Below are 16,112 nucleotides of genomic sequence, written 5' to 3' on the forward strand. Positions count from 1 at the left end.
TAAATATAATGTCCACTCTTCGACAATGGTGCGAATTAAAATGTTTGTCAAATGTTAATTTAAGTTTGCAAGGACGTTACACCGCTGCTAGATTGAAAAAATATTGAACGGATACGGGCAACATGGAATCGTTTGGAAATAATTTAGTCCATAATGTGAGGTTGATCATGGTCGATATATTTGACAAGCCAGTGATTGGTGTCGTGATGTGCAGGAACAGGCTTAAGGGTCATCAGACCCAGACGTTGCAAGAAAAATACCTGAATGCCGTATTGAACGCCGGCGGATTACCGATTGCCCTCCCCCATGCACTTGCAGAGCCAGAACTGCTGAATGCGCTACTGCCTAAACTGGACGGGATCTTCCTGCCGGGCAGCCCCAGCAACGTGCAGCCGCACCTTTATGGTGAAAACGGCGATGAGCCTGACGCCGATCCTGGGCGTGATGAACTGAGCATGGCGCTTATCGCCGCCGGGCTCAAAAGGCGCATTCCCATTTTCGCCATTTGCCGGGGTTTGCAGGAACTGGTTGTCGCCACAGGCGGGACTCTGTATCGTCGCCTGTGCGATCAGCCTCAGCTTCTGGAACACCGTGAAGATCCTGAGCTTCCCGTGGAGCAGCAGTACGCACCTTCACATGAAGTTCAGGTACAGGAGGGAGGATTGCTTTCGCATTTAATACCGGGTTGCAACACGTTTTGGGTTAACTCATTACATGGCCAGGGAGCGAAAACGGTGGGCCCGCTACTGCGCGTAGAGGCAAGATCGCAGGATGGACTGGTGGAAGCGGCAAGCGTTCACGATCATCCTTTTGCCCTCGGCGTACAGTGGCACCCAGAATGGAACAGTAGCGAATACGCCCTGTCGCGTTTGTTGCTTGAAGGTTTTATCAACGCCTGTCAGAAGCACCTGTCTGAAAAACAGCGACTCTGACCACTACTGTTAAGGAAATGCCAATATGAGCGATGACGGCCTGGCGCCGGGTAAACGTTTGTCAGAGATCCGCCAGCAATTGGGTCTTTCTCAACGTCGTGCCGCCGAACTGTCTGGATTAACGCATAGCGCCATCAGCACCATAGAACAGGACAAAGTCAGTCCTGCCATCAGTACGCTGCAAAAGCTGCTGAAAGTCTACGGGCTGTCGCTCTCCGAGTTCTTCGCGGAACCGGAAAAACCTGATGAGCCGCAGGTGGTTATTAATTACGACGACCTGATTGAAATAGGCAGTCAGGGTGTTTCAATGAAATTAATACACAATGGGAATCCTAACCGTACGCTGGCGATGATCATTGAGACCTATCAGCCGGGCACAACCACCGGCGAGAGGATCAAACACCAGGGTGAGGAGACGGGCACGATACTGGAAGGTGAAGTGGTTCTGACCGTAAACGGCCAGACCTGGCACCTGGTTGCGGGGCAAAGCTATGCTATTAACACCAGCATGCCGCACAGCTTCAGCAACACCTCGGCAGGTATTTGCCGCATTATCAGCGCCCACACCCCCACCACGTTCTAATTTTTTCTGGCCTGATAAGGCTAACAAAGAGGGAAAAGCATGATCGTTCCCTCTTTGTGGCTAACAGCAGAAAATCAATAAATTGATTTTCCGGGCGCATTAATTAGCAGCCCAGGTGTTTCTTCTCTCACCTACGGTCTGTTTGTAGCCAGAGGCCTGAGTTATTCAGGCCTTATTTAAAAACGTTTTTAACAGGACTTATTTCCTGGGGCTTTTTGCAGCCCAAATTTGCCTGAAGAACCCAGTAAGGCCATTTATCCGATTGAATAAAAGGAGTCATCATGGACTTTCAGCATCTTAATTACTGGCAGGAGAAAGCCAAAAATACCTCGCCGGAAACGCGTCTGTTTATTAATGGCGAATATTGCTCTGCCAAAGACGGCGAAACGTTTAGTACCGTCGACCCTTTTGCGCAGCGTAACCTTGCCGAAGTCGCTCGCGGCAAAAAAGCGGACGTCGATATTGCTGTCCAGGCCGCCCGAGCCGTGTTCGATCGCGGCGACTGGTCGCAGGCTTCTCCGGCAAAACGCAAAGCCGTGCTGGGCAAGCTGGCGGATTTAATGGAACAGCATCACGAGGAGCTGGCGCTGCTGGAGACCCTCGACACCGGCAAACCTATCCGCCATAGCCTGCGTGATGATATTCCGGGCAGCGCCCGCGCTATTCGCTGGTACGCCGAAGCCATCGACAAAGTGTACGGCGAGGTCGCCACCACCGGCATTAACGAACTGGCGCTGATTGTGCGTGAACCGGTGGGCGTGATTGCCGCTGTTGTGCCCTGGAACTTCCCGCTGCTGCTGGCCTGCTGGAAGCTTGGCCCGGCGCTGGCGGCCGGCAACAGCGTGATCCTAAAACCTTCTGAAAAATCACCGCTGTCTGCCATTCGTCTTGCGGCGCTGGCCAAAGAAGCGGGCCTGCCGGACGGCGTGTTTAACGTTGTGACCGGCTTTGGTCACGAGGCGGGCCAGGCGCTGGCCCAGCATCCGGACGTGGACGTGATTACCTTCACCGGCTCCACCCGCACCGGTAAACAGCTGCTGAAAGATGCCGGCGACAGCAATATGAAACGGGTCTGGCTCGAAGCCGGCGGCAAAAGCGCCAATATCGTTTTTGCCGACTGCCCCGATCTGCAAAAAGCCGCTGCCACCACCGCCGCCGGTATTTTCTACAACCAGGGCCAGGTCTGCATCGCCGGTACGCGTCTGCTGCTGGAGGAGAGCATCGCCGATACGTTTATTGCCCTGCTGAAAGAACAGGCTAAAAACTGGCAGCCCGGTAATCCGCTCGATCCTGACACCACTATGGGGACGCTGATCGACAGCGCCCACGCCGACAACGTACACGGCTTTATTCGCGACGGCGAAAGCCAGGGCAAGCTCACACTCGACGGGCGGAATAGCGCCCACCCGGCGGCTATCGGCCCGACAATTTTCACCGACACCGCGGCGGATGCCCGCGTCGGCAAGGAAGAGATCTTCGGTCCGGTACTCGTCGTCACCCGCTTCACCTCCGAAGCTCAGGCGCTCGCCCTTGCCAACGACAGCGACTACGGCCTCGGTGCCGCCGTCTGGACCCGGGATCTCTCCCGCGCCCACCGTATGAGCCGCGGCCTTAAAGCCGGTTCCGTTTTCGTCAATAACTACAACGACGGCGATATGACCGTCCCGTTCGGCGGCTACAAGCAGAGCGGCAACGGCCGCGACAAATCCTTGCACGCCCTTGAGAAATTTAGCGAACTGAAAACCATCTGGATTGCCCTGGAGCCTTCATCATGACTGAACATACCACCAGCTATTACGCGGCCAGCGCCAACCACTATGAGCCCTTCCCGCAGTTAACCGAGTCCGTCACCTGCGACGTGTGCGTGGTCGGCGGCGGCTATACCGGCCTGTCGTCCGCGCTGCATCTGTCCGAAATGGGCTTTGACGTGGTGCTGCTGGAGTCCGCTCGCATCGGCTTCGGTGCCAGCGGGCGCAACGGCGGGCAACTGGTGAACTCCTACAGCCGCGATATCGACGTAATTGAGCGCCGTTATGGCCCGGAAGCGGCCAAAATGCTCGGCAGTATGATGTTTGAAGGCGGGGAAATTATTCGCGAGCGCATCAAACGCTACCAGATTGACTGCGATTATCGCCCGGGCGGCCTGTTTGTGGCGATGAACCACAAACAACTGGAAACCCTGGAAGAGCAAAAGACCAACTGGGAGCGCTACGGCAACACCCAGCTTGAACTGCTGGATGCCAGCGAGCTGAAACGCGAAGTAAACAGCGACCGCTATGTAGGTGCCCTGCTCGACCACAGCGGCGGCCATGTTCACCCGCTGAACCTGGCCATTGGTGAGGCCAATGCGATTCGCCTGAACGGTGGGCGTATTTTCGAACAGTCTCCGGTGACCCATATTGAGCACGCCAGCCCGGCAGTGGTCAGCACGGCGAAAGGCAAGGTGACGGCGAAGTACGTGATTGTCGCTGGTAACGCCTATCTCGGCGACAAACTCGAACCCGAGCTGGCGAAACGTAGCATGCCGTGCGGCACGCAGGTGCTAACCACCGAGCCGCTCGGAGAAGATCTTGCCCGCTCGCTGATCCCGAAAAATTACTGCGTGGAAGATTGTAACTACCTGCTGGATTATTATCGGCTGACCGCCGATAACCGCCTGTTGTACGGCGGCGGCGTGGTGTACGGCGCGCGTGACCCGGCGGATATTGAGCGCCTGGTGATGCCAAACCTGCTGAAAACCTTCCCGCAGCTGAAGGGCGTGAAAATTGACTACAGCTGGACTGGAAACTTCCTGCTGACGCTGTCCCGCCTGCCACAGGTGGGCCGTCTGGATAAAAATATTTACTACAGCCAGGGCTGCAGCGGGCACGGCGTCACCTGGACCCATCTGGCTGGCCGCCTGATTGCAGAGCTGCTGCGCGGTGATGCGGAGCGCTTCAATGCCTTTGCTAACCTGCCGCACTACCCGTTCCCGGGTGGCCGAACGTTCCGTATTCCGTTTACCGCCATGGGGGCGGCTTACTACAGTCTTCGCGATCGCCTTGGGGTTTAATTTGCCTTCGCTATTGCGCTGAAGCCTCAGCCACGCTGAGACTGACGAGCAATAACCCGACGCACGGAGCTATCCCCTCCGTGCGTTTTTTTATTAGCGACCTGCCGCTTTGTCACCTCGCAGCGTCATCACCGTGCTGTGGATCACCGCCGCCATTTTGCCGTCCTCTTTTTGAATCTCGCAGCAGTAATGGCTGATGGTGCTGCCCTTGTGTACCGGGAACGCCTTCGCCGTCAATTTGCCCTGCCAGACCGGCCTTAAGAAGGTGGCTTTCAGGTCAATGCTGGTGAAGCTTTCACCCGGCGCCATTAGCGTGGAATGAGCGGTGCCGATTGCCGCATCCGCCAGCTCGCACAGCATGCCGCCGTGAACCGTGCCCTGCTGGTTACCGTGAATCGCCGCGTCCGCATTCAGGCCAAGCGTGGCACAGCCTTCGGCCACGTCCAGCAGTTCGAACTTAAGCAACTGCGATATCGCCGTCGGGTAATTCATGTGGGTGACGTCATCGACCGAAAGGCTGTTATTGAGCATCTTTCTCAGATACTCCAGCACCGAAAGTGGATTGTTTGCCAACGTACTTCTCCTGTGCGGGTCAGCCCCTTCTTTGAGGGGTGGAATAATCCTGGCATAAAACGTACGGCACACGGGGAAGACCGCACAGAATGTGCCGCCCGTTGCGCGCGAAAACTTCACACAGCGGTAGATTAATTAAGGAAAAAATAAGATGGCTTAAAGTAATTTACAGTCAATAACACCCAGATATTACCAGCCAGAATTTTTGAAAGTCTTCATCAATAACCCCCGCTATTCATTGCTTAAGCGGCAACGTAGCATGCAACACATTAACCGACGACTCGCCTTATTACCCACATTGAGAGATTCATTATGATGCGTAAACTGATTAACTCCGCCCTTGCCCTCACCGTATTTACCGCCCTTACCGGTACGACTTTAGCCGCGACCGAAGTCCAGCAAACCGGCACCGGACAAAGCATTGGCTCGGTGTCAACCAGCGGGGCAACCACCCTGGATCAGGCTATAAATCAACTTTCTGATAAAGCAGATAAAGCCGGCGCAACGTCCTTCAAAGTGACCTCCGCTGGCGGGCAAAATAAACTTTATGCTACCGCAGAATTATTCAAATAAATAAAAGCTCGCAAAGAGCGAGCTTTTATTTTTCTTACTGAAAATTACAGTCGTCCGGTTTCCGTGGCGGCTGAATTTATTTGTACCGGCATCCCCGAGCGCCTATTAAGCGCTTCACTCACCACCGCCGTATTCACCCCAGAAGCCTGAGTTTCGCTGCGCAATACCGTGGTCATCGGCAGGGGAACTTTCTTGTCGGACTCAAACTCGGCGCGGTTGCGCGACAGCGGCTCGTGAACCTCTAACCAGCGCTTACCGTCCGGCTCGGCGGTGACCTTCACCGGCTGATCGATGAGCTGAACGCGAGTCCCGACAGGCACATTATCGAACAGGAATTTGATGTCGTCATTGCGCAGGCGGATGCAGCCCTGGCTGACGCGCAGGCCAATGCCAAAATTGGCATTGGTGCCGTGGATGGCGTACAGCTTGCCGATGTAAATGGCGTATAGGCCCATCGGGTTATCCGGCCCCGGCGGCACAAAGGCAGGCAGCGTTTTGCCTTCTTTGGCGTATTCGCGGCGGGTGTTCGGGGTTGGCGTCCAGGCCGGGGCGTCCTGCTTACGCTCGACGCGGGTCACCCAGTTGCGGGGCGTTTCACGCCCGGCCTGGCCGATACCTATCGGCAAGATCTCTACGGTGTTCGTGTCCTTTGGATAGTAGTAGAGGCGCATTTCCGCCACATTCACCACAATCCCTTCCCGCACGGTATCCGGCAAAATGACCTGCTGCGGAATAACCAGCTGCGTGCCCGCTTTGGGCAAGAACGGATCGACGCCCGGATTCGCTTCCAGCATGTTGCTGAAGCCCTGCCCGTACTGAGCGGCAAAGTGTTCCAGCGGTTCCTTGTTACCCTCCGGCACGGCGATCGTCAGGGGCGTACCAACCAGGCGGCTGCCTTCCGGCGGTAAAGCATAAGTCACGGCCATTGCACTCTGCGTGACCGCAGCCAGAGCAAATGCCAGCGTGGAGAAACGAATCATAATTTCCCTGTTAGTTAACATGATGTGAATACGTTAAGCATAACCGCCCTGAGACAATTCTGTAAGGATTGCGTGTCAACATGTCTATTAAATATACAGCCGGGTTGCGACCGGTGGCTTCAGAGGGCATGATGTCCTCTCGTTTTTAAAGGAGACTTTATGCAGGAATTGATATCCGCCCTCGAGCAATACGGCATTCAACCCAGCCAAACCACTTCCCTGATCGTCATTTTCGGCATCATTTTTCTGACCGCACTCGTCGTGCATTTTATTCTGCACGGCATTGTTCTGCGTGCTTTTGAGAAGCGCGCGCAGTCCAGCGCCAGCCTCTCTTTGCAGATAATTACCCAGAACAAGCTGTTCCAGCGGCTGGCGTTTCTGCTGCAGGGCATCATCGTCAACGTTCAGGCGGTGCTGTGGCTGCAAAAAGGCAGCGACGCGGCGACCATTCTGACCACCTGTGCCCAGCTGTGGGTCATGCTTTACGCGCTGATGTCCTTCTTCTCGCTGCTGGACGTGATCTTCGGCCTGTCGGGTAAATTTGCTTTTGCCTCCCAGCTGCCGCTCAAAGGCATTTTCCAGGGCGTGAAGCTACTCGCTGCGATTGTTGTCGGCATCATGATGGTTTCGCTGCTAATAGGGAAATCCCCGGCGATCCTGATAAGCGGCCTTGGCGCAATGGCCGCCGTGCTGATGTTAGTGTTTAAAGATCCGATTCTAGGCCTGGTCGCCGGGATCCAGCTTTCTGCCAACAGCATGCTGAAAATGGGCGACTGGCTGGAAATGCCGAAATACGGCGCGGACGGGGCGGTGATCGATATCGGCCTGACCACGGTGAAAGTTCGCAACTGGGACAACACCATTACCACCATCCCAACCTACGCTCTGGTGTCTGATGCGTTTATAAACTGGAGCGGCATGTCGGCCTCCGGCGGGCGTCGCATCAAACGCAGCGTGAACATCGATACCACCAGTATTCGTTTTCTGTCACAGGACGAGCATGAGAAATTGCTCAAAGCGAAGCTGCTGCAGCCCTATATGGCGGAGCGCGGGAAAGAGATTAGCGAGTACAACCAGCACCACGCCGACGACTCGGTGCTGAACCAGCGCAAAATGACTAACGTCGGTACCTTCCGGGCTTATCTGAATGAGTACCTGCGCAGCCACCCGCGTATTCGCAAAGATATGACGCTAATGGTGCGCCAGCTTGCTCCTGAAAGCGCAGGTCTGCCGGTGGAGATTTACGCCTTCACCAACACCGTGGTGTGGGCGGAGTATGAAAGCATTCAGGCGGACATCTTCGACCACATTTTTGCCGTGGTGGAGGAGTTTGGGCTGCGTATTCACCAGACGCCAACCGGCAATGACATGCGGGCCATTGCCGGGGCTTTTGAGCGCTAAACGGCGCTTTCTTCCGGAGCCTGAAGCGGTTCTTTCGGCGGTCGCGGGTATTTTTTAAGCCAGCGGCCGCTGACCATTCGCCAATAGAAGCACGCGCCGCGCACCGCCCAGTCACCGAACATTCCCAGCCACACGCCCACCACGCCCATACCGAGCACAATCCCCAGCGTGTAGCCGGCGATAACGCGGCAGCCCCACATCCCCGCCATCGACACCCACATTGCATAGCGGGCATCACGCGCCCCCTTCAGCCCGGCAGGCAGCACCCAGGAAGCTGCCCAGATAGGCATAAAGGCGGCGTTCATCCACAGCAGAACTTTGACGACTTCTTTGACATCGTCTTCGCTGGTATAGAACGAGGCAAACAACCCGGCAAAAGGCGCGGTTCCCCACGCAATGATCGTTAGCCCAACCGTGGCGAGCCAGAACGTGTGGCGCAGCTGACGCTCAGCCTGACCTATTTGCCCTTTCCCGAGCCGCCTGCCGACGATAATCGTTGAGGCAGACCCCAGGGCGTTACCCGGCAGGTTGATCAGCGAGGCCACCGAGAAGGCAATAAAGTTACCGGCAATGACGTTGGTGCCCATCCCGGCGACAAACATCTGCGTCAGCAGCTTACCGCCGTTGAACAGCACCGACTCGACGCTGGCCGGGATACCAATCCCGAGCACTTCCCACAAAATCGCCCAGTTGAGCGGCGTGAAATAGCTTTTCAGCGAAATGCGCAGCGCCGGGTTAAAGCCAATCATCAGCACGAAGATAATGCCCGCCGCGCCAATGTAGCGGGAAATGGTCAACCCCAGGCCCGCGCCAATGAAGCCCAGCCCGCCCCAGCCAAAGATGCCGTAGATAAGAATGCTGCTGATGATGATGTTAAGGATGTTCATGCCGCCGTTAATCAGCAGCGGGATTTTGGTGTTACCCGCCCCGCGCAGCGCGCCGCTGCCGATAAGCGCAATCGCCGCCGCCGGGTAGCTCCAGACGGTAGTTTGCAGGTAGGAAAGCGCCAGACGTTTTACCTCCGGCGTGGCGTTCCCGGCGATAACATCGATGATGTGCGTGCCCGCCAGGTGAATGCCTGCGGCCATAACAAACGACACGATGGTCATCAGAATAAGCGACTGTCTGGCCGCCGCCCTCGCCCGCTCCGGATCCAGCCTGCCGAAGCTGAATGCCACCACTACCGTGGTGCCAAGATCGATAGCGGCGAAGAACGCCATAATAACCATGTTAAAGCTGTCGGCGAGCCCTACGCCCGCCATCGCCTCTTTCCCTAACCAACTCACGAGGAAGGTACTCAGCACGCCCATCAATAACACGCAGGTGTTTTCGAGGAAGATTGGCACCGCCAGCGGCGTTATCTCACGCCAGAACAGCACCCGATAACTCTTACGTTTGGCGTACCACGGCGTTTTCGCCACGGTCTGGCGAAGGACTGCATGTAAGTTCAAGCGAGGACCTGCAAGGAAAGATAAAACGGCATTTCAAATAATGGGCGACAAATCGTTATCCTGCAAAGGATTTTTTTGTCTCAGATTGCCTGAAAAGGCAACAAGATGTTGATTGTTTCCGCAAACGCACTAAACCGTTAGATTTTGCCTTTGACAAGGCCCTGAGCCGCCGCTAATATTCGCCCCGTTCACACGATTCCTCTGTAGTTCAGTCGGTAGAACGGCGGACTGTTAATCCGTATGTCACTGGTTCGAGTCCAGTCAGAGGAGCCATATTTGAGAAGCCCGCTTAAGGAAACTTAAGCGGGCTTTTTGCTTTTGCTGGTTCAGGCAAAAGGGTTACTCCCTGCCGCCAGACTCGATGATTAACCGTTATTATCGATGTAAAACCATAGCTACAGACTTTGTTATTCAGCCTAAACCACATTTGAAAGTTATCACCTCGTAACATCGCCCTCGTCACTCTTACCCCCTCGCAGGGTTCCACGCCTTGTGAACAAACTCGATACGGTTGCCGTCAAAATCAGCGATATTTGCAGCATAATACCCGGTAGTGAAGTAAGTGCGATCTGCCGGTTTGCCTTCATCGTGACCGCCAGCTTTAATCGCGGCGGCATAGACTTCATCCACCTGCTGGTTGCTGTCACAAACAATCCCGACGTATAGCCCGGTTTCCCCTGGCTGACGCTGGCGCAGCCAGATACTGGTGCCGATGCCCGAGCCTGACGTATAAACCGCATCTGCTATTCCATACAGGTCGGGGACGCCTTCCGGGCCATTGCGGGAATCATAATGACCAAACGGCTTCCAGCCGAGTGGCTTTAATGTGGCAGTATAAAAAGCCAGAGATTTCTTCAGGTCGGTAACGGAAACATAGATATGGTCAATCATCACAGCACTCCTGCAAAAGTAGAATACTGGTTTAATATACAGTTAAAATTATGCGTTATGCCACACCGGACTTAGCACTCTGTGCGTTGCCTGAGCATTATATTTACAGCGAGAAGGATCAAAGGCGCGGGTTAAAGCGGCAGGTAACCGGGTTTTGACATTATCTGGGGAAGAAAATGTAGCCCCAAAGCGCTGAGGCGACATTATATTCAAATCTATAACGCTACAAATTCAGCTCCCACTCATCTCCCCCCAGCACCTTGCCGTTCACCTGGATCTCAATCTGCTGCACGCCGGGATAATACTGGCGGGTGGTGATTGTCTTCACCGCGTGCTTTTTCTCTATGATGACCGAGCCTCTGGCCGGGAGTTCGAACGTACGCAGTTTGAAGACCTTCGGGGCGAGGCTGCCGTTGGCTTTCATAAAGTGGATCACGTAATCCACCACGATGTTTTGCGGGGCGCGGCTGGTAGACCGGAGGCTGATTTTAAATTCCAGACTCTCGCCGAGGGCAATGGCTTTTTGTTTAAGGGTGAAGGCATCCAGCGCGACTGCCGCGCCATGCTGCACGCCGATAAGCGCCAGCGCATCCGGGTGGCCATTCTTAATTAAGGTGCGCAGCGAGTGGCGGGTTATCCACGCGACTTTTTTTACGTCGTCACTGCCGGACTGCTTCGCCTGCTGCTGCCAGCTTTGCAGGAGCTGAATCACGTAGTCCGGATGATCTTTGGTGATGTCGTTGAGGTGGTTGGCGACGCTTTTTCTGACGTAAAGCTCCGGGTCGAACTTCAGGGCATCCAGAATCGCGCGTGTTCCCGCCGGGTCTTTAATGAACAGATGCAGCTTTTCGCCCCACGGCACGCGCGGGCGTGTGCCTTCCGATGCCCAGCGGCGGATATCCACGCTCGGATCCTGCGCGCAGTGCAGCAGGAAGCGCATTGTTTCTTCCGGATTCTGTTTGATGAAGGGCCGTACCGCCCATTCGGCAGTAAAACAAACGGTGACCACTTTCAGGGCTTCGAGGGAAAGTTCCGGCTGATTGAGGCCATAGACCTGAATAAATTCCGCAAAAGGCCAGACGGCAAAGCCCTGCAGCTTGTTTTCTTTTAGTACCGAAACCACTACGCCCAATGCTGTCGGATAGTCCTGCGGCAGTTCCGCCGCCAGCGCGTCGCGAATAGTCTGGACTCTGGCCTTCATTTCCAGCTTATCGAGGTGTTCTGCTTTGTTTAAAAATGCTTCGGCGTTGAAGGCGGGATAATGCACCGCGATCAAACTCGCTATGTCCTGCAAAAGCGCATGATTAAAAGCATGTTTAAACGCGTTCTGATTTTCGACGGACTCACTCACGGCCCTACTCCATTGCGGATAACGTATTGCCGGAGTCTATCACTGTTTTTTCTTTGTTTTTTAGCCGTTTGCTACAAAGCTTGCTAGCTAATGCGCCCGGGATTCGTCAGCACCTGGCGGAATTTTTCTACATCGCAAATCACGTATTCATGGGCCACTTTCTGAATGTACTGCTCTTCTATCAGCTGGTTGATGACTCGGCGATAGGTTCTCTCTGAGCAGCCAAACCGTTCGGCCTCGCGGGACACCTGCGAAAAGTCCACCAGCGGCTTGTTCTGCTGATAGCGTTCGTACAGGTCGGCCACGATGTTAAACACCAGCGGCTGCAGGAAGCGTTCCATGGTTCTTGCCATCCCGCGCTGGTAGCTGGAGGAAAGCAGTTGGCTAAGCCAGACGCCGACTTCCGCGTGACTGGTCAGGATAGTATCCATCATCGCCAGCGGGATGACTTTTACCGTCATGGTGTCGTGGGCGACGACCGAGAACTGGCTCGGGGTGTGGGTGAGATATTCTATTTCGCCGATGATGGTGTCGCTGACAAAGCGCTGCCCCAGGCTGAATGCTTTCCCGTTTTCGGCGTTGTAGTGCATGGTGTATTCGCCGAGGACTATCCAGTAGAGTGCTTTGATCTCCTCGCCCTGGCGCAGAATAAATTCGTCGGGGCCGATTTCTTTACTTTTAAGCGGCGTGGCGTACACGGCATCGCGCAGGATCTGGTGCCCGCGCTGAGCGAATTGCTGAATAATATTCATGGTGTTGTCGCTCTCCGGCAAGCTGCCACGCAGCTTAATAAGGTCACTAACCCGTCAAGTATTGCCTGTTTCGCCAGAATCTGCGGCGAAAAAGGCGGCTGAGATTAACTATCCCCCCTCGGTATTGTCAATACTCCTCGTTTTACTCATCCCTTGCCAGCCCTGGCGTTCCACTTTTCTTACCAGGGCAAAAATCAAATTTGTGATCGCCGTCAGCCCGGTCGGACATTTGCCTTTTTCTGCAAGCCACGGGGTTTCTATCGTAATGGCATGCAACCAGCCAGGAGATCGTCTGATGACGCCACATATTAACGCCCACCCCGGCGACTTTGCCGAAACCGTGATCATGCCCGGCGACCCGCTGCGCGCGCAGTACATCGCGCAGACTTATTTAACCGACGCAAAGCGCGTGTGCGATACCCGCAATATGTTCGGCTTTACCGGCTACTACAAAGGCAAGCGCCTTTCCGTGATGGCGCACGGGATGGGCATTCCGTCCGTGTCTATTTACGCCCATGAATTGATCAACGCGTTTGGCGTGAAGCAGCTTATTCGCATCGGCACCTGCGGGGCGGTGGATGAAAGCGTGGATATGCGCCATGTGATTGTCGCCACCGGCGCGGGCACTTCATCTTCGGTAAACCGCGATCGCTTTGGCGGTTACGACTACGCGGCCGTACCGGACTTTGATCTGCTGCGCCGCTGCTGGACAGCGGCTGAGCAACACAATATTCCGACCCAGTTCGGCAACACTTTTACCAACGACCTGCTGTACGACAAACCCGAAGGCATGCTCCCTGCCCTCAAAAAGATGAACATCCTTGCGGTGGAAATGGAAACCTCGGCGCTGTTCACCATCGCCGCGCAGTACCGCGCCAAAGCCCTGAGCCTGCTGACTGCCTGCGTAAGCAGCGTCACGGGGGAAGAGCCCACGGCAGAAGAACTACAAAATACGTTAGACAAAATGATTGAGCTCGCTTTAGAAACCGCACTTCTCTGCGATTGATTTCTCCCATAAGGGTTCTCCGATGACAAACTCTACACACCAGCCGGCCTCTGGCGGCATAAAAGTTGAAGCAAACGGCGTGAATGCCGTCCCGGAAGCAGAGCGCTACGGCAAACCCGCCGGGCTGTTCCCGATTTGGTTTTCCTGGAACGTTTCTATTCTGGGGATGACCTACGGCATTTACGTTTACTCGCTCGGCCTGAGCGTCTGGCAGTCGATCACCGCCGGGATAATCGGCTATCTACTTTCCTGCTGCCTGGTTGGCGTGCTGGCGGTGGGCGGGCCAAGAACCGGCCTGCCGACGCTGACCCAGACCCGTTTCTGCTTCGGCTATCACGGCAATAAATTCCCGACGCTGTTTGCCTATATTTCCAATATGGGCTGGAAAATCACCATTATTACCCTCGCCTCGTCCACCGGCGCGGCGCTGTTTGCCAAACTTTGGCCCGCGGCGTTTGCGCTGGCGGACGGCAAACCTACGCTGGTTTGCATTCTCGGCTGGTTCATCGTCAGCCTGGTGCTGACCATGTCGGTCGCCATTTATGGCCACCAGCTGATTATGAAGGTGGAGAAATACATCGCCTGGCTGACCGGGTTTATGAGCATCATCTTTATCTTCCTGATGCTGCCGCATATTCACTGGGAAAAGCTGGGCCAAAGCGCGGCCCACGGCGACCTGCTGACCTACATCGGCGGCGTGGTGATGGCGATGACCATGGTAGGCCTGGGCTTCCTGAACTACGGCGGTGACTTCGCGCGTTATCTGCCGAAGAAAACCCAGGCCTCAAAAGTTATTTTCTGGACAACCACGGGGATTTCACTGCCGGTGAGCATTCTGCTGGTGCTGGGCGCATTCCTCGCCGACAGCAACCCGGACCTGAGCGCCGCCGCGGCACAGTCGCCTATCGCCTCGCTGACTAACCTGCTGCCGTTCTGGTTCTACGTGCCGTTCTCCATCGTGATTATCGTTTCGCTGCTGGCGGCTGCAATCACCGGCGTTTACAGCTCCGGCCTCGCATTGCTGGCGTTGGGTATTCCGGCCAGCCGCGCCACGACCACCACGCTGAACGCGGCCATTATCGGCTTCGGGGCGTTCTACCTGATGTTTATTTCCGATTCATTCCTGGCAACCTTCCAGTCGTTCCTGGCCTCTATTTCGGTGGTGATTGGCTCCGCCGGGGCGATTCAGCTGATCGACTTCCTGCGCCAGAAGCGCCTGGGCTGGGATGTGGCGATGGCGAATAAAGCCGGTTTTGGTGGCCGCGACGGCCGCTGGACGGCGCTGCTGTCGCTGGGGATTGCGACGTTTGTGGGGCTCGGCACAATTACTTCCGGCGACCCGTACATCGCGCATGTGGTTGGCTTCCTGCTGACGGAAGAGACCCGCCACAGCGTCTTCGCGACGGCGAACCTGGGCGTAATCGTCTCGATGCTGACCGGGGGCGTAATGTATTCTCTGCTGACCTTCGGCCTGAAGATTGAGCTGCCGGGGATTTCGTCTGCGCCAGCGGCTACAACCGTGCAGGGCAAGACTCAAAAAGCTTTGTAAGCCTAAAAACGGACCCGCTAAGCGGGTCTGTTGCTTTCCCAGTCCTGTAAAAAATCTATTAGCGCACGCACCTTCGCCGGAACGTGCCGCGTGTTCGGGTAAACCGCATAAATCCCCTGCGAGGGAAAACGGTATTCCGGCAGCACATGCTGAAGACTGCCGCGCACTATCGCACTCCGCACCAGCCATTCGGGCAGTAAACCTACGCCGCATCCCTGAACCACAAAAGCCATGAGCGCCGCCGCCGTGTCGGTCATAAAGCGGGCGGGTCCGGTTATTGTTAGCTCCCGCGTTTCCTGGTCTCGCCCAATTACCTGCCATTCTCTCGGCGTGGGTAGCCGACGATGAATGACCCATTCCGCTTCAGCCAGCGCCTCGAGGCTGCCGATCGGGTTACGCTCAAGCCACTGCGGCGCGGCCACCGCCACAATCTCAAAGCGCTCTATCAGCGCCGCGCGATAAGACGAGTCCAGCAGCTTACCGAGGCGAATGGCAACGTCAAACTGCCCGGAAATAAGATTAACCGGGGCAGATGAGGACTCGTGCCGGATAGTCAGCCCCGGGTGCAGCCGGCCAAAAGCGCTCAGCGCCGGGATAACCCTGGCCTGGCCGTATTCCGGCGTTGTCGAAATACTCAGCTCGCCAGTAAACCCGCCGTGATGCCCCTGGACCTCTTCAACCAACGCTTCACTCTCCCTTAACAGCTGCAGAGCACGCTGGTAAAACACTTCCCCCGCCTGGGTTAACGCCACGCGCCGCGTGGAACGCACAAGCAACGACACACCAAGCTCCGCCTCAAGCTGGCGAACGTTGAAGCTTATCACCGCTTTTGTTTGCTGCATGGACTGTGCCGCCGCGGTAAAGCCCCCGGCATCCACTACCGCAACAAACTGCGCCACACGCTGCAAGTTAAGCATGCTAATTCACCTGATTATCAAATTATTTTTGACAGTGTATCAGCCGGAGCGGGATTTATCCGCCGGGCCGAACCTGTTGAAATCGCCTTTTCTTCTTCACG

The 16,112-nt window shown here is 55.7% G+C and carries 15 protein-coding genes and 1 tRNA gene; 9 read left to right on the plus strand and 7 right to left on the minus strand.

Annotated features, from left to right (window positions below):
- Positions 1-167: 167 nt before the first annotated feature.
- The 4 genes from VW41_14390 (at position 168) to VW41_14405 (ending at position 4,567) form a co-directional block, all read left to right on the plus strand.
- Positions 168-932, plus strand: a complete 765-nt coding sequence (locus VW41_14390; protein ID AJZ90122.1) for a gamma-glutamyl-gamma-aminobutyrate hydrolase — start codon at positions 168-170, stop codon at positions 930-932.
- Between the two features lie 25 nt (positions 933-957).
- Positions 958-1,515 carry a transcriptional regulator gene (locus VW41_14395; GenBank protein ID AJZ90123.1) on the plus strand — a complete coding sequence of 186 codons (558 nt, stop codon included), beginning with the start codon at positions 958-960 and terminating at the stop codon, positions 1,513-1,515.
- 281 nt (positions 1,516-1,796) lie between these two features.
- Positions 1,797-3,290, plus strand: coding sequence for an aldehyde dehydrogenase (locus tag VW41_14400; protein AJZ90124.1), 1,494 nt, complete (start codon positions 1,797-1,799; stop codon positions 3,288-3,290).
- Positions 3,287-4,567 carry a gamma-glutamylputrescine oxidoreductase gene (locus VW41_14405; GenBank protein ID AJZ90125.1) on the plus strand — a complete coding sequence of 427 codons (1,281 nt, stop codon included), beginning with the start codon at positions 3,287-3,289 and terminating at the stop codon, positions 4,565-4,567. The genes VW41_14400 and VW41_14405 overlap by 4 nt, the downstream gene beginning before the upstream one ends.
- 93 nt (positions 4,568-4,660) lie before the next feature.
- Here VW41_14405 and VW41_14410 read toward each other — a convergent pair whose 3' ends face one another.
- Positions 4,661-5,098, minus strand: a complete 438-nt coding sequence (locus tag VW41_14410; GenBank protein AJZ91985.1) for a thioesterase — start codon at positions 5,096-5,098, stop codon at positions 4,661-4,663.
- 357 nt (positions 5,099-5,455) lie between these two features.
- On the opposite strand from VW41_14410, the gene VW41_14415 reads away from it, so the two are divergent.
- On the plus strand, positions 5,456-5,713 hold the full coding sequence (locus tag VW41_14415) for a multiple stress resistance protein BhsA (protein AJZ91986.1): 258 nt from the start codon (positions 5,456-5,458) through the stop codon (positions 5,711-5,713).
- Positions 5,714-5,757: 44 nt separating this feature from the next.
- Here VW41_14415 and VW41_14420 read toward each other — a convergent pair whose 3' ends face one another.
- Positions 5,758-6,693 (minus strand): L,D-transpeptidase, encoded by a 936-nt coding sequence (locus VW41_14420; GenBank protein ID AJZ90126.1) that lies wholly within the window; start codon positions 6,691-6,693, stop codon positions 5,758-5,760.
- 159 nt (positions 6,694-6,852) lie between these two features.
- Here VW41_14420 and VW41_14425 point away from each other — a divergent pair, with 159 nt between their 5' ends.
- On the plus strand, positions 6,853-8,094 hold the full coding sequence (locus tag VW41_14425; GenBank protein ID AJZ90127.1) for a miniconductance mechanosensitive channel: 1,242 nt from the start codon (positions 6,853-6,855) through the stop codon (positions 8,092-8,094).
- Here VW41_14425 and VW41_14430 read toward each other — a convergent pair.
- Positions 8,091-9,545 (minus strand): multidrug transporter, encoded by a 1,455-nt coding sequence (locus tag VW41_14430; protein ID AJZ90128.1) that lies wholly within the window; start codon positions 9,543-9,545, stop codon positions 8,091-8,093. The two genes, VW41_14425 and VW41_14430, sit on opposite strands and share 4 nt — an antisense overlap.
- 197 nt (positions 9,546-9,742) lie before the next feature.
- On the opposite strand from VW41_14430, the gene VW41_14435 reads away from it, so the two are divergent.
- Positions 9,743-9,818, plus strand: a tRNA-Asn gene (locus VW41_14435).
- Between the two features lie 192 nt (positions 9,819-10,010).
- On the opposite strand, the gene VW41_14440 is transcribed toward VW41_14435, so the two are convergent.
- From VW41_14440 to VW41_14450, 3 genes are all read right to left on the minus strand, one after another.
- Complete coding sequence (locus tag VW41_14440) at positions 10,011-10,436, minus strand: hypothetical protein (GenBank protein ID AJZ90129.1); 426 nt, start codon at positions 10,434-10,436, stop codon at positions 10,011-10,013.
- A gap of 223 nt (positions 10,437-10,659) precedes the next feature.
- A complete protein-coding gene (locus tag VW41_14445; protein ID AJZ90130.1) occupies positions 10,660-11,787 on the minus strand; it encodes a DNA alkylation repair protein in 1,128 nt (375 codons plus the stop codon).
- A gap of 83 nt (positions 11,788-11,870) precedes the next feature.
- On the minus strand, positions 11,871-12,539 hold the full coding sequence (locus tag VW41_14450; GenBank protein AJZ90131.1) for a cyclic nucleotide-binding protein: 669 nt from the start codon (positions 12,537-12,539) through the stop codon (positions 11,871-11,873).
- A 295-nt stretch (positions 12,540-12,834) separates the two neighbouring features.
- Here VW41_14450 and deoD point away from each other — a divergent pair, with 295 nt between their 5' ends.
- A complete protein-coding gene (deoD, locus tag VW41_14455; protein ID AJZ90132.1) occupies positions 12,835-13,545 on the plus strand; it encodes a purine nucleoside phosphorylase in 711 nt (236 codons plus the stop codon).
- Positions 13,546-13,669: 124 nt separating this feature from the next.
- Positions 13,670-15,094, plus strand: a complete 1,425-nt coding sequence (locus tag VW41_14460; GenBank protein ID AJZ91987.1) for a permease — start codon at positions 13,670-13,672, stop codon at positions 15,092-15,094.
- 17 nt (positions 15,095-15,111) lie between these two features.
- Here the strand turns inward: VW41_14460 and VW41_14465 are convergent, their stop codons facing one another.
- The gene (locus VW41_14465) at positions 15,112-16,011 is read right to left on the minus strand and encodes a LysR family transcriptional regulator (GenBank protein AJZ90133.1); all 900 of its coding nucleotides are present in this window, start codon (positions 16,009-16,011) and stop codon (positions 15,112-15,114) included.
- Between the last annotated feature and the right edge of the window lie 101 nt (positions 16,012-16,112).

This window comes from Klebsiella michiganensis (genome assembly GCA_000963575.1).
Lineage (GTDB): Bacteria > Pseudomonadota > Gammaproteobacteria > Enterobacterales > Enterobacteriaceae > Cedecea > Cedecea michiganensis_A.

Coding starts and splice junctions, on each gene's coding strand:
- VW41_14405 (AJZ90125.1), top strand. CDS start 3,287: ATGACTGAACATACCACCAGCTATTACGCGGCCAGCGCCAACCACTAT.
- VW41_14440 (AJZ90129.1), bottom strand. CDS start 10,436: ATGATTGACCATATCTATGTTTCCGTTACCGACCTGAAGAAATCTCTG.
- VW41_14400 (AJZ90124.1), top strand. CDS start 1,797: ATGGACTTTCAGCATCTTAATTACTGGCAGGAGAAAGCCAAAAATACC.
- VW41_14450 (AJZ90131.1), bottom strand. CDS start 12,539: ATGAATATTATTCAGCAATTCGCTCAGCGCGGGCACCAGATCCTGCGC.
- VW41_14410 (AJZ91985.1), bottom strand. CDS start 5,098: ATGCTCAATAACAGCCTTTCGGTCGATGACGTCACCCACATGAATTAC.
- VW41_14415 (AJZ91986.1), top strand. CDS start 5,456: ATGCGTAAACTGATTAACTCCGCCCTTGCCCTCACCGTATTTACCGCC.
- VW41_14420 (AJZ90126.1), bottom strand. CDS start 6,693: ATGATTCGTTTCTCCACGCTGGCATTTGCTCTGGCTGCGGTCACGCAG.
- VW41_14395 (AJZ90123.1), top strand. CDS start 958: ATGAGCGATGACGGCCTGGCGCCGGGTAAACGTTTGTCAGAGATCCGC.
- deoD (AJZ90132.1), top strand. CDS start 12,835: ATGACGCCACATATTAACGCCCACCCCGGCGACTTTGCCGAAACCGTG.
- VW41_14425 (AJZ90127.1), top strand. CDS start 6,853: ATGCAGGAATTGATATCCGCCCTCGAGCAATACGGCATTCAACCCAGC.
- VW41_14390 (AJZ90122.1), top strand. CDS start 168: ATGGTCGATATATTTGACAAGCCAGTGATTGGTGTCGTGATGTGCAGG.
- VW41_14465 (AJZ90133.1), bottom strand. CDS start 16,011: ATGCTTAACTTGCAGCGTGTGGCGCAGTTTGTTGCGGTAGTGGATGCC.